The sequence below is a fragment of the Filimonas effusa genome (assembly GCF_004118675.1).
Taxonomy (GTDB): Bacteria; Bacteroidota; Bacteroidia; order Chitinophagales; family Chitinophagaceae; genus Filimonas; species Filimonas effusa.
Genome location: NZ_SDHZ01000001.1, coordinates 859167 through 879444, shown reverse-complemented (window position 1 = coordinate 879444; position 20278 = coordinate 859167). Strand labels below are relative to the sequence as shown.

5 protein-coding genes are annotated in these 20278 nt (G+C 44.4%); 1 reads left to right on the top strand and 4 read right to left on the bottom strand.

All coding sequences use genetic code 11. From position 1 onward, the window contains the following. Positions 1-159: 159 nt before the first annotated feature. The gene (locus ESB13_RS03230; protein ID WP_129001589.1) at positions 160-13434 is read right to left on the bottom strand and encodes a right-handed parallel beta-helix repeat-containing protein; all 13275 of its coding nucleotides are present in this window, start codon (positions 13432-13434) and stop codon (positions 160-162) included. 589 nt (positions 13435-14023) lie between these two features. On the opposite strand from ESB13_RS03230, the gene ESB13_RS03225 reads away from it, so the two are divergent. Further along, a complete protein-coding gene (locus ESB13_RS03225) occupies positions 14024-16069 on the top strand; it encodes a tetratricopeptide repeat-containing sensor histidine kinase (RefSeq protein ID WP_129001588.1) in 2046 nt (681 codons plus the stop codon). Between the two features lie 91 nt (positions 16070-16160). Here the strand turns inward: ESB13_RS03225 and ESB13_RS03220 are convergent, their stop codons facing one another. From ESB13_RS03220 to ESB13_RS03210, 3 genes are read right to left on the bottom strand one after another with little or no spacing between them, the layout of a single operon-like run. Then, complete coding sequence (locus ESB13_RS03220; RefSeq protein ID WP_129001587.1) at positions 16161-17180, bottom strand: PorP/SprF family type IX secretion system membrane protein; 1020 nt, start codon at positions 17178-17180, stop codon at positions 16161-16163. Between the two features lie 37 nt (positions 17181-17217). Continuing rightward, positions 17218-19227, bottom strand: a complete 2010-nt coding sequence (locus tag ESB13_RS03215) for an OmpA family protein (protein ID WP_246022427.1) — start codon at positions 19225-19227, stop codon at positions 17218-17220. 34 nt (positions 19228-19261) lie between these two features. Beyond that, positions 19262-20263 (bottom strand): PorP/SprF family type IX secretion system membrane protein, encoded by a 1002-nt coding sequence (locus tag ESB13_RS03210; RefSeq protein ID WP_129001586.1) that lies wholly within the window; start codon positions 20261-20263, stop codon positions 19262-19264. Positions 20264-20278: the final 15 nt, after the last annotated feature.

The window sequence follows — 20278 nt, the reverse complement described above, 5'->3', positions numbered from 1 at the left end:
TGCAACACAAAAGCAGAATACAGCTGTAAAAAAAATAATTGTGAATTTCATAAACAGTATATGGTATTAACAACAACACTATATCAGGGATAATTCCGGACTCCATGTATAAGATGGAAGTCCGGAATTCCTTTTATGTTTTATACAACAGAACTGAACTTATCTGATGAGGTTAATAGATCCTTTTTTGGTTATCTTATTACCATTCTGTAAGGTTATCTGAGCTACATACATGTAAACACCCGATGAAACAAACTGGCCCTTATACCTGCCATCCCAAACTATGTGAGCACCATTGGCATCCATAGACGGGTTAACAGTTTCAGCTACCTTTTCACCCCATTGGTTAAACACTACGAACTTCATTTCTTTAATAGTATATCCATATACTTTAAACTCATCGTTCTTGTTATCTCCATTAGGCGTGAAAGCATTGGCCGCAAACACTTCATCACTCACAGTTTTAGCCTTCAACTCATCGGAATTTACAGACTGACAAGTCGCCACGCCTGTTGCTCTTACAATCAGCGATTTTTCAGTAAACGGCGCCAGTCCTTCAATCACATGCGTTAAGCCTGTTGATCCGGAACTTGGCGTTATAAAGGTTACGCCACCATCGAGAGACACTTCATAAGCGGTTGCACCGGTTACAGCGGTCCAGGTGAATGTGATTACAAATGGCGTAGCCGTAGCTGCGACTATTGGTTTAGCCAGCATATCTACATGATACACCGTTACCTTTTTCCGTACAACACTGGCACATGATGCGCCTGATACTCCTTCTGCATAGAAAGTCGCAGGCAGTACCGTATTCACATCAGGCGTAAAGCTTACACCACTACCTTTCAGTGTTCCTCCCGTTGGCGCATCGTACCAATTATAGGTAGCTCCTGCTTCCGGATTATCAATAGTAAAGGTTACAGCCGTTCCGGTACAGGTAGGCAGACTGTCGCGTGTAATTACAACTACAGGCCTTGGATGTATAACAACATTCTTGGCAGTATCCGATACACAACCATCCGCCGTTATACCTTCCAGCTTCACGGCATGCGTGCCGGCATCGGCAAAAATATAGGACTGGGTTCTGCCTGAAACCTTATGATCAACAGGGAAGGTCCAGTTCCATTGATTCAGGGCTATACCATTTTCCGTAACAATATCACCGGTAAATGTTCCTGATGTACCCACACAGGCTTCTGCTCCGCCGCCTGGGAAGGCTATAGAGAAATCCGTTACAGGAGCCGGTAAAATTTGCACCACCACAACCCCCGTTGCTGTATTGGAGCATTTTTCAATAAGTGGCGACGTATACTGAACCGGGATATGAATAATACCTACCGTATCCAGCAACAGGTCTTTCGGAAGTGTATAACCATAATAGGTCACCCCGTCCACCTCTACAGTATCAGTCGCCACCGGATTTGTTATTGTCGTATCGTTATTCGGCGAAAGATTAGGCACCTTGCTCAATTCCCACTTAATGGAGGTAGGCGGTATCGGCAGCATGATTTTTACTTTGAACGGACTACCCTTACAAGTATAATCAGTTGGGTTTGCCCCGGTATTGAACGTAGTATTTACACTGCTGAGGTTATTCAGGTTTTTCACCAATGTTCCAATATTATAACCATAGCTTTCTACGCTGCCTAATCCATATACAACGCCCGTGAACGGCATTTCACTTTCTACTGTACTGGATCCGGAACCAGCCGCCCATTTTTTAGTAACCACAGAATAGCCGGGCAGGTTGGGATGGCTGTATACATAACGCTCTGCCGCCGGATAAGTGAGATAACTTACATTATCGATACGAAGCGTATTAAGCCCTTCTGTTGGAATAACCAGGGTGATAAAGTTGTTATCAATATCATCCAGATTATTTCTGTAGAACTGCGTTCTCTTAATAGCCTGCTGTACAGGACTGAGATAGAACATCTCCGGATCTGTATACCCTGCTACGCCGCACTGGCCTTCAGAAGACATAAACTGTGCAACCAATATCGGTTTATCAGATTCAATGTAGTCACCGGCGCTGCTTTCAAACTGGTAGTATTTGTTATTAATCAGGCTTGAAAGCGGCAGTGCAGTATTATTTCGTTTCACTATGGTTGTAGGATCTTTTACCATCACCCTGTACACATTGGTCATCAATGTTGCGGCAGAAGGTCCTGCAATCATGCTTGTAGGCGCAGTGGCATACTTGGTACCCCAGGCCTGGTAAGGGAATACCTGCTGAATAATAAGATCGCCACTACCACCCGGACTGGTACCGCAACCAATAGCTGTTCTGGTACTACCCGCAAATACACCTATCGGGAAACATTCACCCTGTGCATTACCTACAGATTTCACATAACTGCCAGACAGATCCTGCCCTTCGTCTCCGCCTATATTGGCGCCCAACACCTGGTAAGCATCTCCCTTATTCAGTTTCACCAGGTAGCTGCCGTTAGCACGGGTTCCCCCGTTAGGCAGCCATCCATTAAAGGTTGGCTTGGACGGATTGATTTCCACCCAGGTGCTATCATGTTGGGCAACAATATGGAATGCTGCATAAGAATCTGGTGTATAGTTTTGCCTTGAGCTTAGTGTATAGTATTCATATCCCCAAACCGATGTTGGCATTAACATGGTTGCGCCAGAGTTTGTACTTTCATAAATATGCGCATACACCACAATAGGAACATCGCTGGTTATATGAATGCCTTTTTTCGCGTACATACCTTCCATAAACAATCTCGCATCTTCTGTTCCTGTTTTGGGCATTTCGTCACTTGTCAATGCTGTATTGGCTGGAACAAAATAGTTTCTTGTCCATGCAGTACCCGAATTACCTTCTATGCTTATAGTTACATTTGCAGGCACATCACCAGCTCCCATGTAGATATTCATGACCTGGTCACCACCATAAGTACTTCCTGGTGTCGTATACAGGAACCCATTCGTCCGCTGATAGCCAATCCAGAAATCTTTACCCCTGTTAGAACTGCTATCCTCTTCTTCCGGCTGGGCAAAAGGATTCACGAGCCCCGTAAACTTATCCATGTAAAGCATGGCATCCTGGCCAATTTCCTTCTTCCTTACATCAATACGGCTTGTAGCACCCACTACCCATGCATTGGCTGCAGTCGTTCTGCCTAAACCAAGTTTATTCTGGTTGGGGATAGATCCCTGCCAGGAATCTACATAGTATAATTTGGCATCGAATATATGGTCATTGGTACCCTGTACTTCCACCTGAGTATAGAAGAACATAGAGTCGGTTGCTGGCGGAAGGCCGGACGGCGCCACACCAGAGAACCTGCGTACAGCAACACCAGAAGGTACTGTTGCTCCCCACTTTATTCTCATAACCGTATCAGTACCGTAACTGAATACCTGGGTAATATCAGGTGCAGGCGTTGCCGGTGTTGCCAGTAATACTGAAGGCTGAGCTACCGGGTAAAACTCGTATGCTCCCAGATCCGGCACCCCGTTCACCCTGTTTTCCACCCGCGGCTGATTATCGAAATCATAGCTATTTCCGGCAATCTGGGTACCACGGCCATGCATAGCCCATACATCCGGATTATTCAAATCGGGCTTCAATGTCGCATTGTCTGCAAAAGCAGGCTCAAAGCCTATAGAAGAGGCATCCCAGTTCCAGACATTTTTCCATTCAGCCAGTGTTCCAAATTCAAGTGTCGTACCGGTGGCAACCTGCACAAGTACAGCACCAGTTGAGTACAACATATTATAGTCGGCGGTGAACAGCCCTGGATTATTTACAAACAAGGCTTTACCTCCGCCTTTATTAGAGAAGATATTATTGCGCACATTCAACGAAGCGGTGGCAGTTTGAGAAAAATATCCTGCATACCCTTTAGAAGAAGCAGAGAGGATATTAATGGTGTTGTTATAGAAATTAATGGCACCATTGTTTGCCAGGCTATAAAGACCATAAGCAATTTCACCGGCACTATTCAGTGCAACGACGTTGTTTACGACCTGAACACCTTTAGATGCCGTAATAGTAACACCATAAACAGAATCTGTATTATTAGCCCCGGCAACAACCCTGTTACCTGCAACAATCGCAGAGTCACTCTCAGCGATCGCACGCGTATTGAAGATATAGATGCCATGAACAGCATTGCCGGTAGCACCATTGATATTAATTACGTTACCTGTTATTCTAGAAAGAGAATCGGCATAGTTCGTATAAATACCAGCAGTATTTGAAACATGCGTACCGGTTAAAGCTATCGTGTTATTGGTAATCGTAATCCTGTTTACGAATGCTGCCCTGACCGCATGCGAGTAAGTACCTTCTATTTCATTGCCGTCAATTACATGACGCAAACCACTAAGTGAAGTATTGGAGCTTCCCGAGAAAGACACACCGTTTAATCCGTTGTGAATTTTATTCCCTTTGATTACCAGCCCGCTTCCTTTATCGGTCTCTACCAGTACACCTACTGCCGCCTGCGACGACGCAGACACAACCGGCAATGCTATCACATTATTAAGCAGGCTATCGGATGACGACCCACGTGTAAACACAATAGCACGGCCTGCGGCTGCATTGGTAGCAGAGATAGTAAGGTCCCTGAAGATAAAGTTCTTAACACTATCCAGCTTCAATGTATAGTTATCAGCCGTAGTAGCAGCATAACTCAGATTAACGGAAGCCGGGTTTGCATTTTCACTCCGGAAAGTAACCGTAGCATCGGCAGATGTACCCGGGATATAAGGAATATTCACTTGTTCATTATAAACACCGTTAGTGCCTGGCCGAACATCAAACACAACCTTACCTCCTATTCCACATAACATGCCCGTAACAGCTGCGTTAAAAGATGTGAAGTTACCGCCCGCCACACCAGGAACATATGTCTGTGGCGTACTGTTATCGATAGTATAAGTACCAGCGGGCAGAATATTGTTCAGCGAAACATTAACCACATTAGTGTACACTACCGTACCGCCACATTCTACCCTGGCGCGATAATAGGAGTTAACAGCAGTCACCGTATCAAATGTTGGGAAATACCTGACATCACTGATGGCTTTCCAGCCTGCAGCACCATCAGCAGAAGCCTCCCACTGGAATGTTATCGATCCAAGCGGAGAATGCCCTGTAATATTTAACTGAATAGGCATTTCAAGACACAATCCGGAGGCTGGCGTTACTGCTGCAGTGCCTGCTATAAGCGGAGAGGCACATGGCAACGGCGTAAACTCGTAAGCACCTATATCCGGCGTAGTAGTACTGCGGGAAGTTTTGTTGAAATCCACAGTAATGCCTTCGCGCGTACCCAGGTTATCGATAAGCGCAAGCTGGGGCTTAAAGTCTCCCACTGCCGAATCGGTGTACAAAGGATTCTGGGATACCGTCTGCAAATCCTGTCCGGTCACAAACGCAAGCTCTGCTATCGTCTTACGGCTGGCCCCATTGGCATAACCTGCATAGCTGTTGGCTCCCAATATATACAGATCATTGTTCGAAGACTCTATTTCACTGGCAGTTGCAGACCGGTAAATACCAAATTTATTACCGGCTCCTCCCCTCGTGATTGTTACGATATTGTTTTTGAACGCAATACCGGAAGCTGTTCCCGTTTGATAGAAACCTGCCGTAACAGCAGCAGTAGTGCTAACCGTATTATCAAAAGCAATCGTATTGTGATAGTAACGAACATTATTGGCATTGTCGTTATAGAATCCGTACAATGCACCAGCGCCTTCAAATCCATAGATCAGGTTATTGCTTACGGTATCTTCGTTACCCGTACCAGCATCTACAGCATTATGATATACTGCGTAGCAGGCGATGTTATCGGCAGGCATATCCTTTGTAAAATGCGAGAACCTGTTTCCGTTGATCTTCAGCCTGTTGCTTGGTGCGCTGGTAAGATAAATACCATGTGCAGAAGCAGCGCTGTTAGCACGGTTTAACCTGGTAAAATTGTTGCCATCAACAATAGTATTAACGGTTCCCGCAAGATATAAACCGCTGGTATAGAAATCGGAAATCGTATTATCAATAACCCTGTTATTACCAATAAATCCTGCTGCCGTTGTATTACCCACCAGGGTAATGCCAAATGCGCCGCCTGAAATCGTATTCCGTTCAAACAGGTTACCATCACACAAAGTATTACCCGTTGTTGTAGGCCCTGCATCTGTAGCATTCACCACAATACCTGCATAGTTCGTATTGGTGGCGGTAAGCGAGCTTACAATAGTGTTCCTGCGGAATGTATTGGAATCTGCATTATTAAGCAACTGCACACCATAACCATAAGTTCCGGTTCCGGTATTGATCACCAGACTGTCAAAAGTGATATGATCAGCTCCCCTTAGCGTTATGACCGCCCTATCGGAAGACGTGGTGCTATTAGCTGTAATAGTATTTCCGTTGCCGTTGAACGTAATAGTATTTATAGCAGATACACCCGGTATACTATCCAGTAATAACTTTTCATTGTAAGGCCCGGAGTTCGGAGCCACATTAAAGACAACAGGCCCGCCGGTAATACCACATCCCATGGCATTTTTCGCAGCAGCAAAAGAATTAAAGTTACCGCCTGCCTGTCCGGGAATATAGTTGGTAGGCGTATTCTTATCAATACTATAAGTGCCACCCCTCAGCGCAGGATTCACCACCACATGTATGGTATCGCTGAACACGGATGAAGTGCCACAGGATGCAACCACTCTGAAATAAAGTGTTGTATCTGAACTAATAGTAGTATCCGCCACCTTCATCGGATTTCCCAGGTTCTTGTATGGTCCTGCCTCCTGAGTAGCTGTTTGCCACTGGAAGGTCTGCCCTTCTCCGTAAGCGCTGATATCCATACTTAAGTATAGCGGCTTGTTCTGACACAGGCTGAGCGGAGATATCAGCACATGTCCGTTTACCGGTGGCACAGTACATGGCGGAGGCGTAAACTCATAAGCACCAATATCAGGAGTATTGGTATCTCTGAGCTTATTGACGATATCATTGGTTATACCGGCGAAAATACCTTTATTGTTTAATCCGGCATTTCCTGGTGTATAATCACCTCCGGAAGGATTCACAAACGCAGGGATAGTCGATACAGATGCAACATCCACACCTGTAGCCTGAACCCAGTCCGCAAGCCTGCTGCGGCTGCTGCTATAATACCCCACATAACTGCTGCCTCCCACTGCGTTCATATAATAGTTATTATAATCCATTCCCAGAGGTATCAGGTTATTCAGGTAAACACAATACTTAGAACCAGTACCACCTGTTGTTACCGACACCAGGTTATTCATAAAATACAAACCTGCTGCCGCAGTGGTCTGGTAGAAGCCTCTGCTATCTTTTGATGAAGTGTTAGCCAGGTTATCAAGAACAATTGTATTATGGAAGTAATAAGTATAGTCAGAGCTGGTATTCATAATACCATAAGAGGCTCCTTGTCCGTTGATGCCATAGATCAGGTTATTACTCACCGTATTTTCGTTATACGCCGGGTTACCCGTTGATCCATCAGAGTTATTGAAATTGATACCATAAAAGTCCGTAGTGCTGGTTTCAGCAGATCCGTAAGGATTTGAAATACGGTTCCTGGTAACAAAACACCCGGCATTCTTTTGAGTGGTAAATAATATGCCCCTGAACTCACCCACATCGGCCCGGTTAGGACGGCTGATACTATTGCTGTCTATAATAGTACCATAGCTTCCCGCCACATAAATACCCGTAGAATAAAAATCTCTGATGGTATTTCCCCTGATGATATTTCTGCCATTAGCCCCATTCGTGAATGAAGCAACCAGCGTTATACCATAGTAACCGCCATTAATCCTGTTATACTCAAATATATTATCATCAGTTAATACCAACCCTGTAGCAACAGCATCAGAAGCAGATCCGCTGACTACAATACCGGCATGTGCATCGGTTGTAGCTGTTTGAGAAATATTAATAATACACCTCCTCACAACATTCGAATCGGTATTATTCATCAACTGAACCCCATATCCATAATCACCACTTCTAGCATCAAGGATAAGACTGTCAAATATGATGTGTTTGGCGCCATTCAGTTTTATAACAGCTCTTTCTTCGCTGTTGATCGAAGCATTGCGGATAGTAGCGCCATTTCCGTTAAAGGTGATAGTATTTACCGTAGAAGTTCCTTCAATATGCCCCATCGTCAATTGTTCCGTATATACGACACCGGTTCCATTCACATCAAACACAACCGGCCCGTTGATACCACACCTCAAAGCGTTATAAGCTTCGTTGAAGGACTGGAAGTTGCGGTTACCGCTTGGCAATGACTTATCAATAGTGAAATTACCCGATACTAGGCTTGGAGTCGTAAGCAGGAAAGAAGCAGACGGCACACCAGCCCCACAAGTATAAATTACACGATAATAAGTAGACTGTCCTTGTGTAGTAGTTAAAGACCTGCCAGTTGCTCCTGGTATATTATTCCAATCAGTATTATTCAATGAAGACTGCCACTGGTAGGTTTGACCATAGCCTGTCACCCCTCCTTCTATTCCCAATGTAAATGGCACATTAAGACAGGCAGGGTTCAATGACGATACCACAGTACCAGGAACAGGCGGATTAGGACAAGCCACTGCCAGGTACTCATAAGCCCCTATATCAGGCGTAGTAGTACTCCGGGCATCTTTATTAATATCAACGCTGACATTAACAGGCGTACCCATATTATCGAGTAAATTACTCATAGGTCTGTAATCACCTCCATTCGGATCCAGGTACTCCGGATTAAATGAAACAGCATGATCATCATGTACAGTTCCATTCTTCCAGTCAATAAGATTCTTATATTTCGTAGTTCCCAGTATGCCTACAAAACTGGTCGCAGAATCGGCCAGGAGATAATTATTATAATCAATATCAATGGCTGAACCGGCTATAAGCAGGTTAACAGCATAATTATCGCCACCACCGCCACGAAGCACAGTAACAATATTATTTTTAAAACGAAGGCCTGTTGCAGAAATGTTCTGATAAAAACCAGCAGTTGCTGTATTTGAAATATTCGCAATGTTATCAAAAGAAATGGTATTATGCAAGTAGTGAATATTATCAGAGCTATAGTTATAAAGTCCTCTTATTTCACCTAAACCGTTAAAATTATATAGAAGGTTATTGGATACAATTACAGGGTCAGCTGTCGTGGCATCACATCCATCAACATAAATACCGTACTGGCTGCTCGTTGACGTTTTGCTGCTACCCATCGTATTGAATAAGCGATTTCCGGTAATAGTATCTTTAGTGCCACCACTTGTAAGATAAATACCGTAGAAAGAGGAAATCGTGGAACGTCCGGGCCTGCTGATGGAGTTTCCCTGTATAAGACTGGCTGTCGGATAAGCCAGGTAAATGCCATAATAATAGAACTCCTTAATAGTATTATTAATAAACCGGTTCGAAACCATACCAGTTCCTGAGCCGCCTACCATGGTAAAGCCATAATAGCCACCTGTGATAGTATTACCTTCAAACAAGTTGCCATCACACGCCGATGCAGTTCCGCTGGACGTTGCCGAAGAAGCCGAAGCACTGATCACAATACCTGCATAGTTGCTTGAAGTAGAGCTGGTATTAATATTTACAATACATTTTCTTACAATATTTGAATCTGCATTATTAATTAACTGCACACCAAATCCATATTCGGCAGAAGAAGACCCGGAAGCGGAAATTACCAGGCTATCGAAAATAATATGATCGGCCCCGTCAAGTTTAATAACAGCCCTCTCCGTATTATTGATAGAACGGTAACTGATAGTGGCTCCATTACCATTAAATGTAACTGTATTGACAGCAGAAGCGCCCGGTATTGGCTTCATGATCAGCTGTTCATTATAAGGCCCGCTGCCTGGCTCAACATTAAACGTAACACTGCCATTGATGCCACACTTGATAAAATCGTAGGCATCGTTAAACGAGCGGAAATTAGTACCACCGGTCGGCACAGCATTATTAATAGAGTAATTCCCTGACACTATTCCCGGAGAGGAAATCAGTACAGATGGGGCGTTGGTAGAAGCACCGCCGTTAACACAAGTGATGATATACCTGTAGTAAGTAGTCACCTGCTGGGTTAATTGAAGCTGTGTCGAATTTGCCCCGGAAATGTTAGTCCAGGTAGCATTATCTGAAGATTGTTGCCATTGATAGGTAAGGCCGGTTGCAATCGGAGTACCGGTGATTGTCAGGTCGAATGTTTCACCAGGGCACACAAAGTTTTTGGAACTAGTTGCAGCTCCCGCCGTTGGAATACCAACACAAGGTTCAGCCGCCTTTATAGTAACAAAGTAATCTTCTGTTTCGCCATAAGCATAACTCATACAAGGCTTCAGATCAGCACCAGAATAACCTTCCGCCAGTATAATGCGCATACCCGTAACACCTGGCACCGCACCAAGCGGTATTGATATATTACCATTAATCAAACGAGGTCCCAGCACTGTTGCATTCTCTACAAAAACCTTTTCTCCCGCATCCTCAAAATCCCCATCCCTGTTAAAGTCTATCCAGATAGCACATGCCGCATTATAGTAAATATTAGGCGTGCAGTCTTCGTGCAGCACACTAAAAGGAACTGTTGAGCCCTGCACTAAGGTTGTAAGAGGACCGTTGGGATAAAAATTGGAATACCTGGCAAGAATAGAGCCCTGTCCCGGTGCTACGACATCACAGGTAGAGCTGTTAGAAGCTCCGTTCAGCGTAACATTAAAAATTTCCGTATCTGCGGTATATGTTGGAACAGAACTACAATAACAAAGGAAGAAATTCACCTTAAGGGTATCCGAAACCGATGACATACCATTACAAGTCACCACACAACGATAGAACAAGCTATCATCCAACGGAGGTGTAGTCGCATACTTCACACTTGTTGCACCTGGTATATTGGTGAAAGTAATATTATCAGCGGAAGACTGCCATTGATAGGTTTGCCCCGATCCGGCCGTACCATTCCTTAGTGAAATTGAAAACGCCTGGTTTTTACAGATAGTTGAACTTCCCAACACATCTCCCGCTACAGGCGGCGTGGTACATACACTAATAGCATTTTCATATGCACCAAGATCAGGAACAGAAGTACTTCTTAAAGCCCCGTTTATATCGTTAGCTATACCCACAGGATCACCAAGATTGTCCCATGCGGGAGCAGCTCCCGGCAGAAAATTACCTGATCCCGGAGCCGTATACTGAGGATTTATAGATACCGATAGTTTATCCAAACCGGTTTCATTCTGCCAATCCGACAAACCAGTCAGAGCAGATCCCCTGTATCCAATGGCATTACTTCCACCGGCAACTATATAAAGATTATTATAGTCAGAAACCAGGGTACTACCCGTAGGTATATATATAGCATAGTTAGTACCTCCACCGCCTCTTGAAATTGTAATGATATTGTTTTTAAGCTCAACACCTGTAGCTGAGGTCCCCTCATGAAATCCTCTTGTTAGCCCCGACGAATTATTATTGGCATTATCAAGAGAAACAGTATTATGATAAAAGCGGGTGTAAGGCGAGGCGGTAGTATAAAGGCCATAAATGGCACCCGCCCCATTAAAGTCATAGAGAATATTGTTAGCTACAGTATTCGGGGCCGCAGAAGTGCCGCCGGCGCCGTCGAATCTGATACCATACATAATATCCGTAGAACTATTATTGCCCCCCATAGGATCGTATATCCTGTTCGCCAGCACGTTAACTCCCACCACACCTGAACCAAGATAAACAGCATTAAACGCATTGGTGGCAATACGATTCGGTCGCGCAATATGATTACCTTGTATAAGTGTTCCATTGGAGTAAGTCGAGTAAATACCGTAATATTCAAAATCCTGGATGGTATTGCCGGTAATTTTGTTTCCAGCAATAGCATCCGATGAACCACCCACAAGTGTAATACCGTAGTAGCCACCGGAAATAATATTATTACTGAAAGTATTATTATCACATAACGTAGCACCTGATGTAGTTGCCCCCGTAGCGATAGAGTTTACTACTATGCCGGCAAAGCTGGTTGAGGTAAAGCTGGGATGAGAAGTGATCTTACACCTGTTGAAAGTATTATTATCTGCATTATTGATAAGCTGCACGCCATAGCCGTATTGGGAAGAAGTGGTCGCAGCAGCAACAATATTAAGACTATCAAAAGTAATATAATCTGCCCCGTCGAGCTTAAGCGTGGCACGTTGTCCCGAAGCAGTTGCAACAAACTCAAGCGTATTGCCATTGCCCTTAAAAGTAATTGTATTTGTAGCAGAAACACCTAATATTTCTGGAATGATAACCTGTTCATTATAAACAGCCCCCACGGTAGTTACATCAAACGTAACGGGTCCGGTTATACCGCAGGACATAGCTGCTATTGCGGCGTTAAAGCTGTTGAAATTATTGCCGCCGGTTGGGCTGCCGGAATTGATCGTATAATTACCTGTTGGCAATGCAGGGATACCCACAACCGTAACCTCTGCCGAATACGCCGTACTGCCGCCACAGGATACAGCACACCTGTAATAGGAAGTACCAATGGTAGCAGTCACTGTAGTACCAGGTACAGTACCGGGGCTTCCCACATCCGTAAACCCGGCTCCCGATGTAGCCGACTTCTGCCACTGGTAAGTTTGCGCTCCACCTAAACTGTTACCACTAAGCGTTAACGCTACCTGGGTATTCTCGCAAACGTTTCCTAAAGGCAGCCTGACAGCAGTTCCTCCTACAGGTGGAATAGTACAGCCTCCAAATGCCTGCCAGGTAAAAATAATATTGGGACGCGTTGTTTGCGTCCCATTATTTATTGTAGCCGTTGTATCACAAAATGGCCCCACCGTTCCGTCTACCCGAAAGGTATGCGACCCGTTAAAGGACAAACCTGTAGTCCAGGGCACAGTAGGGTTATTAGAAAAGGTTGTAACCGAAGGAGCGTTGGGAGACCCGTTACAAACCTCTATAATAATATTACTGGAACCGTCCCACATAAACGGTGCAGAAAAAATAAATGTATTTAACCCTACAACAGGTGTATAGTCAATAGGACCATACACCGGGCCTGTTACTGCGACCCAATTGGTATCGGTTAAAGACGAAGCAAGTGTACTACCGATCCTGATTGAATAATTTTCAATCTTGGTGGCGCCATTAAGCGCAGTTACATTGAATTTAACATTGGAAATACTGCCGGCAGTCATACCCGCGGCAGTCAACTCCGTAGCCCTGTAAAGATATTGCATACGACTACCTTCAAAATAATCCTGCAATGGGCAAGGATAAGTAGTACCGGAATTGCCCGTAGTTCCCGTGCCAATACTGATACTGGTTTGCGCAAAAGAGGATGACGCCGGCAATAACAGCACCAGGAAAAACAAAAATAAAAACATGTAAAAGAACAGGTAAAGTTTTCTCATGAAAAGCTAAGTTTTGGTGAATTCCAACACTTTATAATTATAAAAAACAAAAAAGAATTATAAAACACTAAACACAAAAACATAAGCGGCCACAGCAATTGGCGCAAAACGCCTTTTGCCAAGCTCAGCAGCTCAACATCACAGCAAACAACAAACACCTTTCTTTGCAGAAGGCATTCATCCACATCAATGATTTACAATATTTTATCTTCTTAACGGCTGTTCGGTTTCACAGAATATTGTTAGCTAATAAAACGAAGTAATTAACAATTCATTTTTTTGAAGTAGCGGGGTACAAATTAAAACGTTACGGATGCCAGGTTCTTTTCAGTTCATAATCGGTTAGTCTTGCCAGTTTCGGGCACGCAGCGTAACAATAAGATTAAAAAAAATAAATCATGGTCAACAACACTTCTCACAAATATTTTTAAAATTGCAGTTCTGGTCTCACCTGATTGTAAGGAACGATCAGGCTAATGAGATTTATTTTCATCTCTCTGTTTCCAAAATTAACATTGGAATGAATTAAAAATACTAGGGTAAGTACTAGTTTTTTTAACTTAGAGGAAACTAACGAATAAACTAACGCATGAGAGTAACTATGAAATACCGCTGTATAGCCTGCTCCGGATTTGCCAGGTTCGCAACGCTGTTTTTTCTTGTAATTTATTGCAGCACCCGAACTTTTGCACAAACAGCCACTTTAGAGAACGGCCCTATTTTTCCGGAACACCAGCTATTACGCGATTCAAACGCTATTCAGAAGGAGCTGAAATCTGCCAGATCACTGCTCGAAAGCGCGCCCGACAGCGCTATCCGGAAACTCTACCTCTCTCTCAAAAGCAGCCTTTCTTTAAACTATAACAGGGGTATCTTAAAAAGTCTTACCGACCTGGGTGTGTTTTACCATATCCACAATCAAAACGCAAAAGCCATTGCAGCCTTACAGGCTGCACTCTACTACTGCGACAATACAATAAGTGGCAGAAACACAGCTGTTAATATATATAGCGCTATCGCTTACCGCTACCTCTTTCTTGAACGCAATGATTCTGCCGCCTGGTACTACTACAGGGCATTGGATGAAATAGACGCATCTCATATCAAAGACCCGGATATACTGGTAAATGTTTACTCCCAGCTGATCTTGTTCTGGTTGAATTTAAATGAAGATCCTGAAGAACAACGGCCGGATGACAAGTATGTGGCTACTGCCAACGCCTATTTAAATAAAGCGGAACAACTGGAGGTGAAAAATAATATTACCCTAGGTAAAATAATACTAAGTAAAGGACACATTCACTACCTGATGCACCGGTTCGATTCTGCACGTTTCCACTATCACCGGTTTATAGCATTGGCTAAACATCCCGACATGGCAGTTCTTTCTTCATCTGTAACAGCCACTTACACCAACATAGCCCGTATGTTTCTGATACAGAAAATGCCGGACAGCGCTATTTTATACTCTCATAAAGCACTGCAAAAGTTTAAAGAAGACGGAGGCCTAGATTCAAACCTTTACATAAGCTCCCGTTACAACCTTGGTGAAGCCTATAATATGCAACACAAATACCAGGCTGCCATAGATGCTGCATTACCGGCCCTCCTGGCGGCGGAAACACAAGGCCCTTCAACACAAAGCGCCGGGCATGAAATTCTGTCCGAAGCATATAGCGGCATAGGAAATTACAAACTTGCCTGGGAACACCAGAAAGCCAACTCTGATATACGTGATAGCATTTCCGTTCATAAAAGTATACAAACCATCAGCCAGATGGAAATGAAATACCAGATGGCGGAACGCAACAAAATACTGACCGAAAAAGAACTGGCGCTCACAAGTAAAGACAATAAGATTAAATCGCAAAAGTTATGGATCGGGGGAACCCTGGCCACAACGCTGCTGATAATACTAACCGGTGTTTTATTACGCAGGCAAGCCATCCATAAACAAAAGCTGGATGCGTTGCAAATGCAACAGGAGAAAGACATAGCCTTACTTCAGGCAATGATAGACGGAGAAGAAAAAGAGAGGAACAGGCTGGCTAACGAACTTCATGATGGCATAGGCGGCTTACTCGGAGCTATTCGGATGCAACTGGGCGCAGCGCTTAAAACGCACCAGGTAAATACACAATCCGGAGAATTCAAACATATTTTGCTGCTGCTCGAAAACGCCTATGACGAGCTACGCAAAACAGCTCACAACCTGATGCCGGAGGTATTGCAACAGGAAGGACTCGATATAGCCACAAGCTCGTTTTGCGATAGCATCCGGAAAACAGATACGCTAGATGTACATTATGATACGGTGGGACTAATACCTCGTTTCAGGCCTAACCTGGAATTAACGTTATACAGGATTATACAGGAACTGCTTCATAATATCATCAAACATGCACGCGCCAGTGAAGCACTGGTTCAGTTAGCCTTTATAGGAGATTGCCTGAGCATTACAGTTGAAGATAATGGCATTGGCATGCCAGCCGCACATACCAACACTACGCAAAGTGGAATGGGCATTAAAACAATACAGGAACGGATCAGAAGAATGGGTGGAAAATTCGACATCTCCAGTGCAATGGAGCACGGCACAAGTATCAACATAGAACTTCACCTGGCAGACATCTGAATCCCCATCACTATGCAAACAGGTTTACCCGCCAGGCAAATACAAACTGCCTGACGGGTAAACCTGTTTGTCTAAATATCTGTATTTCCGATCACCAGACATTTCTGGGGCACCAGTCGCCGTATTTGTTTCCCAGTAATATTCCCAGCACCACTTCATGACTGCCGTTGCTAACAGTATTCAATGCAGAAGTGGTACGGTCATAGGAATAACCGATATTAAAAGCGCCACTGATGTTCACGCCGGCCATTATATTCCAGCCATCATCCTTTCGATAGCCGCCACCTGCCCAGAGAAAGTCGCGATACTGCAACTTTACATTTCCCTCAGGCTGTAACGGTAACGGACTTACGGATTTCAACATGACAGAAGGTATCAGATTCCAGTCTTCATCCAACAAAAAACGGTAACCGGCTGTAACAAAAATATGCGGCGTCATTTTATTACCACCTCCTACTTTGTTAGAAGAGAAATAAACGGATTGCCCCATCAGCTGCTGCACCGATACGCCGAGGAAATAATCTGCACCGTAGAGATACAAGCCAGCCATGAGATCGGGCTTGATGGAGTTAACAACGCCATTATTGTAAACAGCAGGATCCACCTGCGTATTGCCGAAATTCAGCTTATTGGCGTCAAGGCTGGCATTAAAAATACCAGCACCGAAACCCGCCGACAGGCTGGTGCGCGGTCCTATTCCAAGATGATAAGCATAAGTAGCATAAGCCGAGAAATAACGCAGTGGCCCTGTCTTATCATTGATCACCTGTAAGCCGATGCCATGATGGGGCGCCGCTGCCGTATAATCGGCCCAGTAATCATTACCCCGGGGATTGGTACCATCCACCTGGAATGAGGTGGCAGTGGTACGGTAATCCTTTTTATTCAAAGCGCCATGGATCGTAAAATAACTCGTAACGGGCGCATCATTCAAACCAGCCCATTGCTGCCGGTGACTTAACTTCACATCAGTATAGTTTTCAATACCCGTAAGGGCAGGATTCAGCACATACTGGTTCAATATATACTGTGTATAATGCGGCTTTTGCTGAGCATAACCCGTAAGCCCTGTACACACTATAACCACCCCTGCTATTAACCTGCGGATCATACACGTTGTATTTTAAGATCAATTATTAAACAACAGGCTACTTCAGTATTTTCATTTCAGTACGTCTGTTCTTTTCGCGTCCTTCAGGATTATCAGAACCATCTTCATTAACATTAGGCGCTATAGGTTGAGTAGCTCCATAACCTTTGGCTATTAAACGGTTCTTTTCAATCCCCTTACTTACCAGGTAATTCACCACATTAACCGCACGCGCCTCTGAAAGCCTGAGATTCAGTTCATCAGAGCCTTTATTATCCGTATGGCCGCCTATCTCCGCTTTTACGTCAGTATTCTTTTTCAGGAAATCAACAACATCATCAAGCGATGCAAACGACTCCGGCCTTATATCAGCTTTGGCAAATTCATAGTATACATTCCTTAGCACTGTGATATTCTCTGTTACAACCACTTCTTTCTGCATACAAACAGGAGTGCTTACAAGGCTATCCAGTTCATCTGCCGCGTCAGGAAGTTGCATGGATTGGGAAGTGGTATAATATCCCTTAAGCGTTGCCACACTGCTAAGTGGCGTAGCAGATTCTATCGTAAAAGAATAAATGCCGTCCGCATCCGTTGCACCGCTGTAAACTTGCTTACCGCTGGCAATATCAACCACTGTAATCGCCACTCCCGGAAGCGGAGTTTTAGTATCACAGGCTACAACCTGTCCTATTACTTGTTTCAGCGGATCCTTTTTAGCCAGGTGAAATAGTTCCAGGCAGCAAACATCGGCCCGGTCAGAACTCAATAGTACACTTTCGAGTATCTTCTTACCCTTGCCATAACTTACGAAATACATATCGTCTTTAACTGAGTTAACCGGGTAGCCAAAATTCTCAGGCTGTCCCCAGTAACCAATAGCTCCTTTGGAATAAAACAGATCGTATCCGCCCATACCTGTTCTGCCGTCAGTTGCAAACACAAGGGTTGAAGAAGCCGCATGATAGTAGGGAGCCTGTTCATTAAAGCTGGTATTGATAACATTTCCCAGGTTCACTGTACTTACAGGTTTCCCCTGCACATCCAGTTCAGCCATCCACAGATCGTAACCACCCAGCCCACCAGGTCTGTCACTTGCATAAAGCAGGTGTTTGCCGTCAGGCGTCAGGAATGGCTGCTGGGTATTGGATCCAGGAGTATTTACAATGGTATCCAGCAACGAAGGATTACTCCACTTCACCCCATCAGTACTCTTTTTACTGATATAAATAGAAGCCGACTTTTTATCCTTATTAACGGACCAGCGGGTAAGATACAACGTATTACCATCGGCACTGACCGAAGCTACACCTTCATGCATCTGGCCTGAAGGAATTTCATTAGCCCTGGTCACACCAGCAATAGCCCCTTCGGAAAATACAGCTTTATACAACCGGTTTACATGCACTTTATTTGCAGGAGCGCTGCTATCCGGCCAGGTGGCAGTAAACAACAAAGTATCCGGAGTCAGCTGAACCGGCGCATAACTGGCGCCGGTTCTTCCCCCGCTGACAGGTTGCACTACATAAGCAGCAGCGCCTCTCCCTAACTGTTCCTGTATAAACTGCAGGTTAAGGATTTCCCGCTGTGCTGCCTTCTTATACTGGTCTTCTGTTGTGTAAGTTGCCAGGAAATCCTTCAGCGCTTTTTCAGCCTCGGAATATTTTCCCAATGCACGTAACGAAGTGGCATAATGATACCTGCCCAATGGGTAGGTGTTATAATCATCTGCTATCTGGGCATATAAAGGAGCAGCATTGGTATAATTTTTCAGCAAACGCCAGCTTTCCGCCAGCTGGTATACTGCCTGGAGTTTATCCGAAGGCGGCACCTGCTTACCCGCCATCTTTGATGTGTAAGGATCAAACTCCGCCTGCTTCGCCTTTCCGCCGTTAAGGTACTTTTCATAGTACGATATGGCAGAAGAATAATCTCCACGTTTGAAATAATTATCGGCTGCTTTCCGGTAATCGGCAGCCAGCTGTGCAGATGCCATTGTTCCTGACAGGATGCAGGCAGCAACCGCAACGCTTAGTATAACTGATTTAGGATGATGTATCAATTGCATTACAATTTTATTTACCGTAGAAAAAGATCAATGTTTACAATCTGGGACATACAAACTCTACTTCCGGAGTCTTAGTTTTCTTCAGGCCTATAATGGTGATAGAGAACTCAAAGCTGTTAGCGCCATTTACGATTTTACCAAGATCAGAATTGTTTACATCATAAGCAGCGCCGAACATAATATTCTTATAGGTAAACCCTACGAAAGGAGAGAACGCGTCTTTAAACCTGTAGTTGATACCGCCCATCAGGTTAGTTTCATCACTGATGATATATTGACCATAAGCTCCTATCATTTTTTCTTCGGCACTGCGCTGCCGCAGGTATAGCACATTAGGCGTTATGCTGAACTCGTTTGAAACTGCAATACGGGCTCCCGCATGAATAGTATAACGAACAGGAACCTTTTCTGTACCGGTAGCACTGAACTTATCATCAGGCTGTGAGAGATGTGATGCAGCAAAGCCACCAAACAGGTTCAGCTTTTTGCCGGGAGTAGCATCAAAATACATAACGCCGGCTCCGGCATCAAATGCTGCAGCAGAAGTTCTGCTTAACTCTTCATTAGGCGTAAGATTAGGATTGTAGCCGGTTACCGCATTCCACTGGCTGCCAAACGAAAGTTTACTCCGGTCAAAACGCCGTTGTATAAACCCAGCCTGCAAACCAAAATGAACACGGTGCATGCCTTCCTTACCAAACTTTAACCCGGTATACGAAACAGAACCATAACCTGTAGTATACGAATAACCGCCATCACCGGCAGTCTGGCGCAGCAAGCTAACGCCGACATTGAGATTCTTTTCGGTCGTAAACTCTCCGTTTACGCCTATCGTCTCAAATGGAGCGCTAATACTGGCCCACTGATTCCGGTAAATAGCAGCCACCCGGTAACTGCCATCAAAAGTACCCGTAAGCGCCGGGTTTAACCACGAAGGGTAAATGTAATAACCGGAAAAATGCGGATCTACCTGGGCATTCAACCTGGCAGCACATAATACCAGCACCAACAGCATCAGTTTGTATTTATTTCTCATTGCAGAAGTTTTATA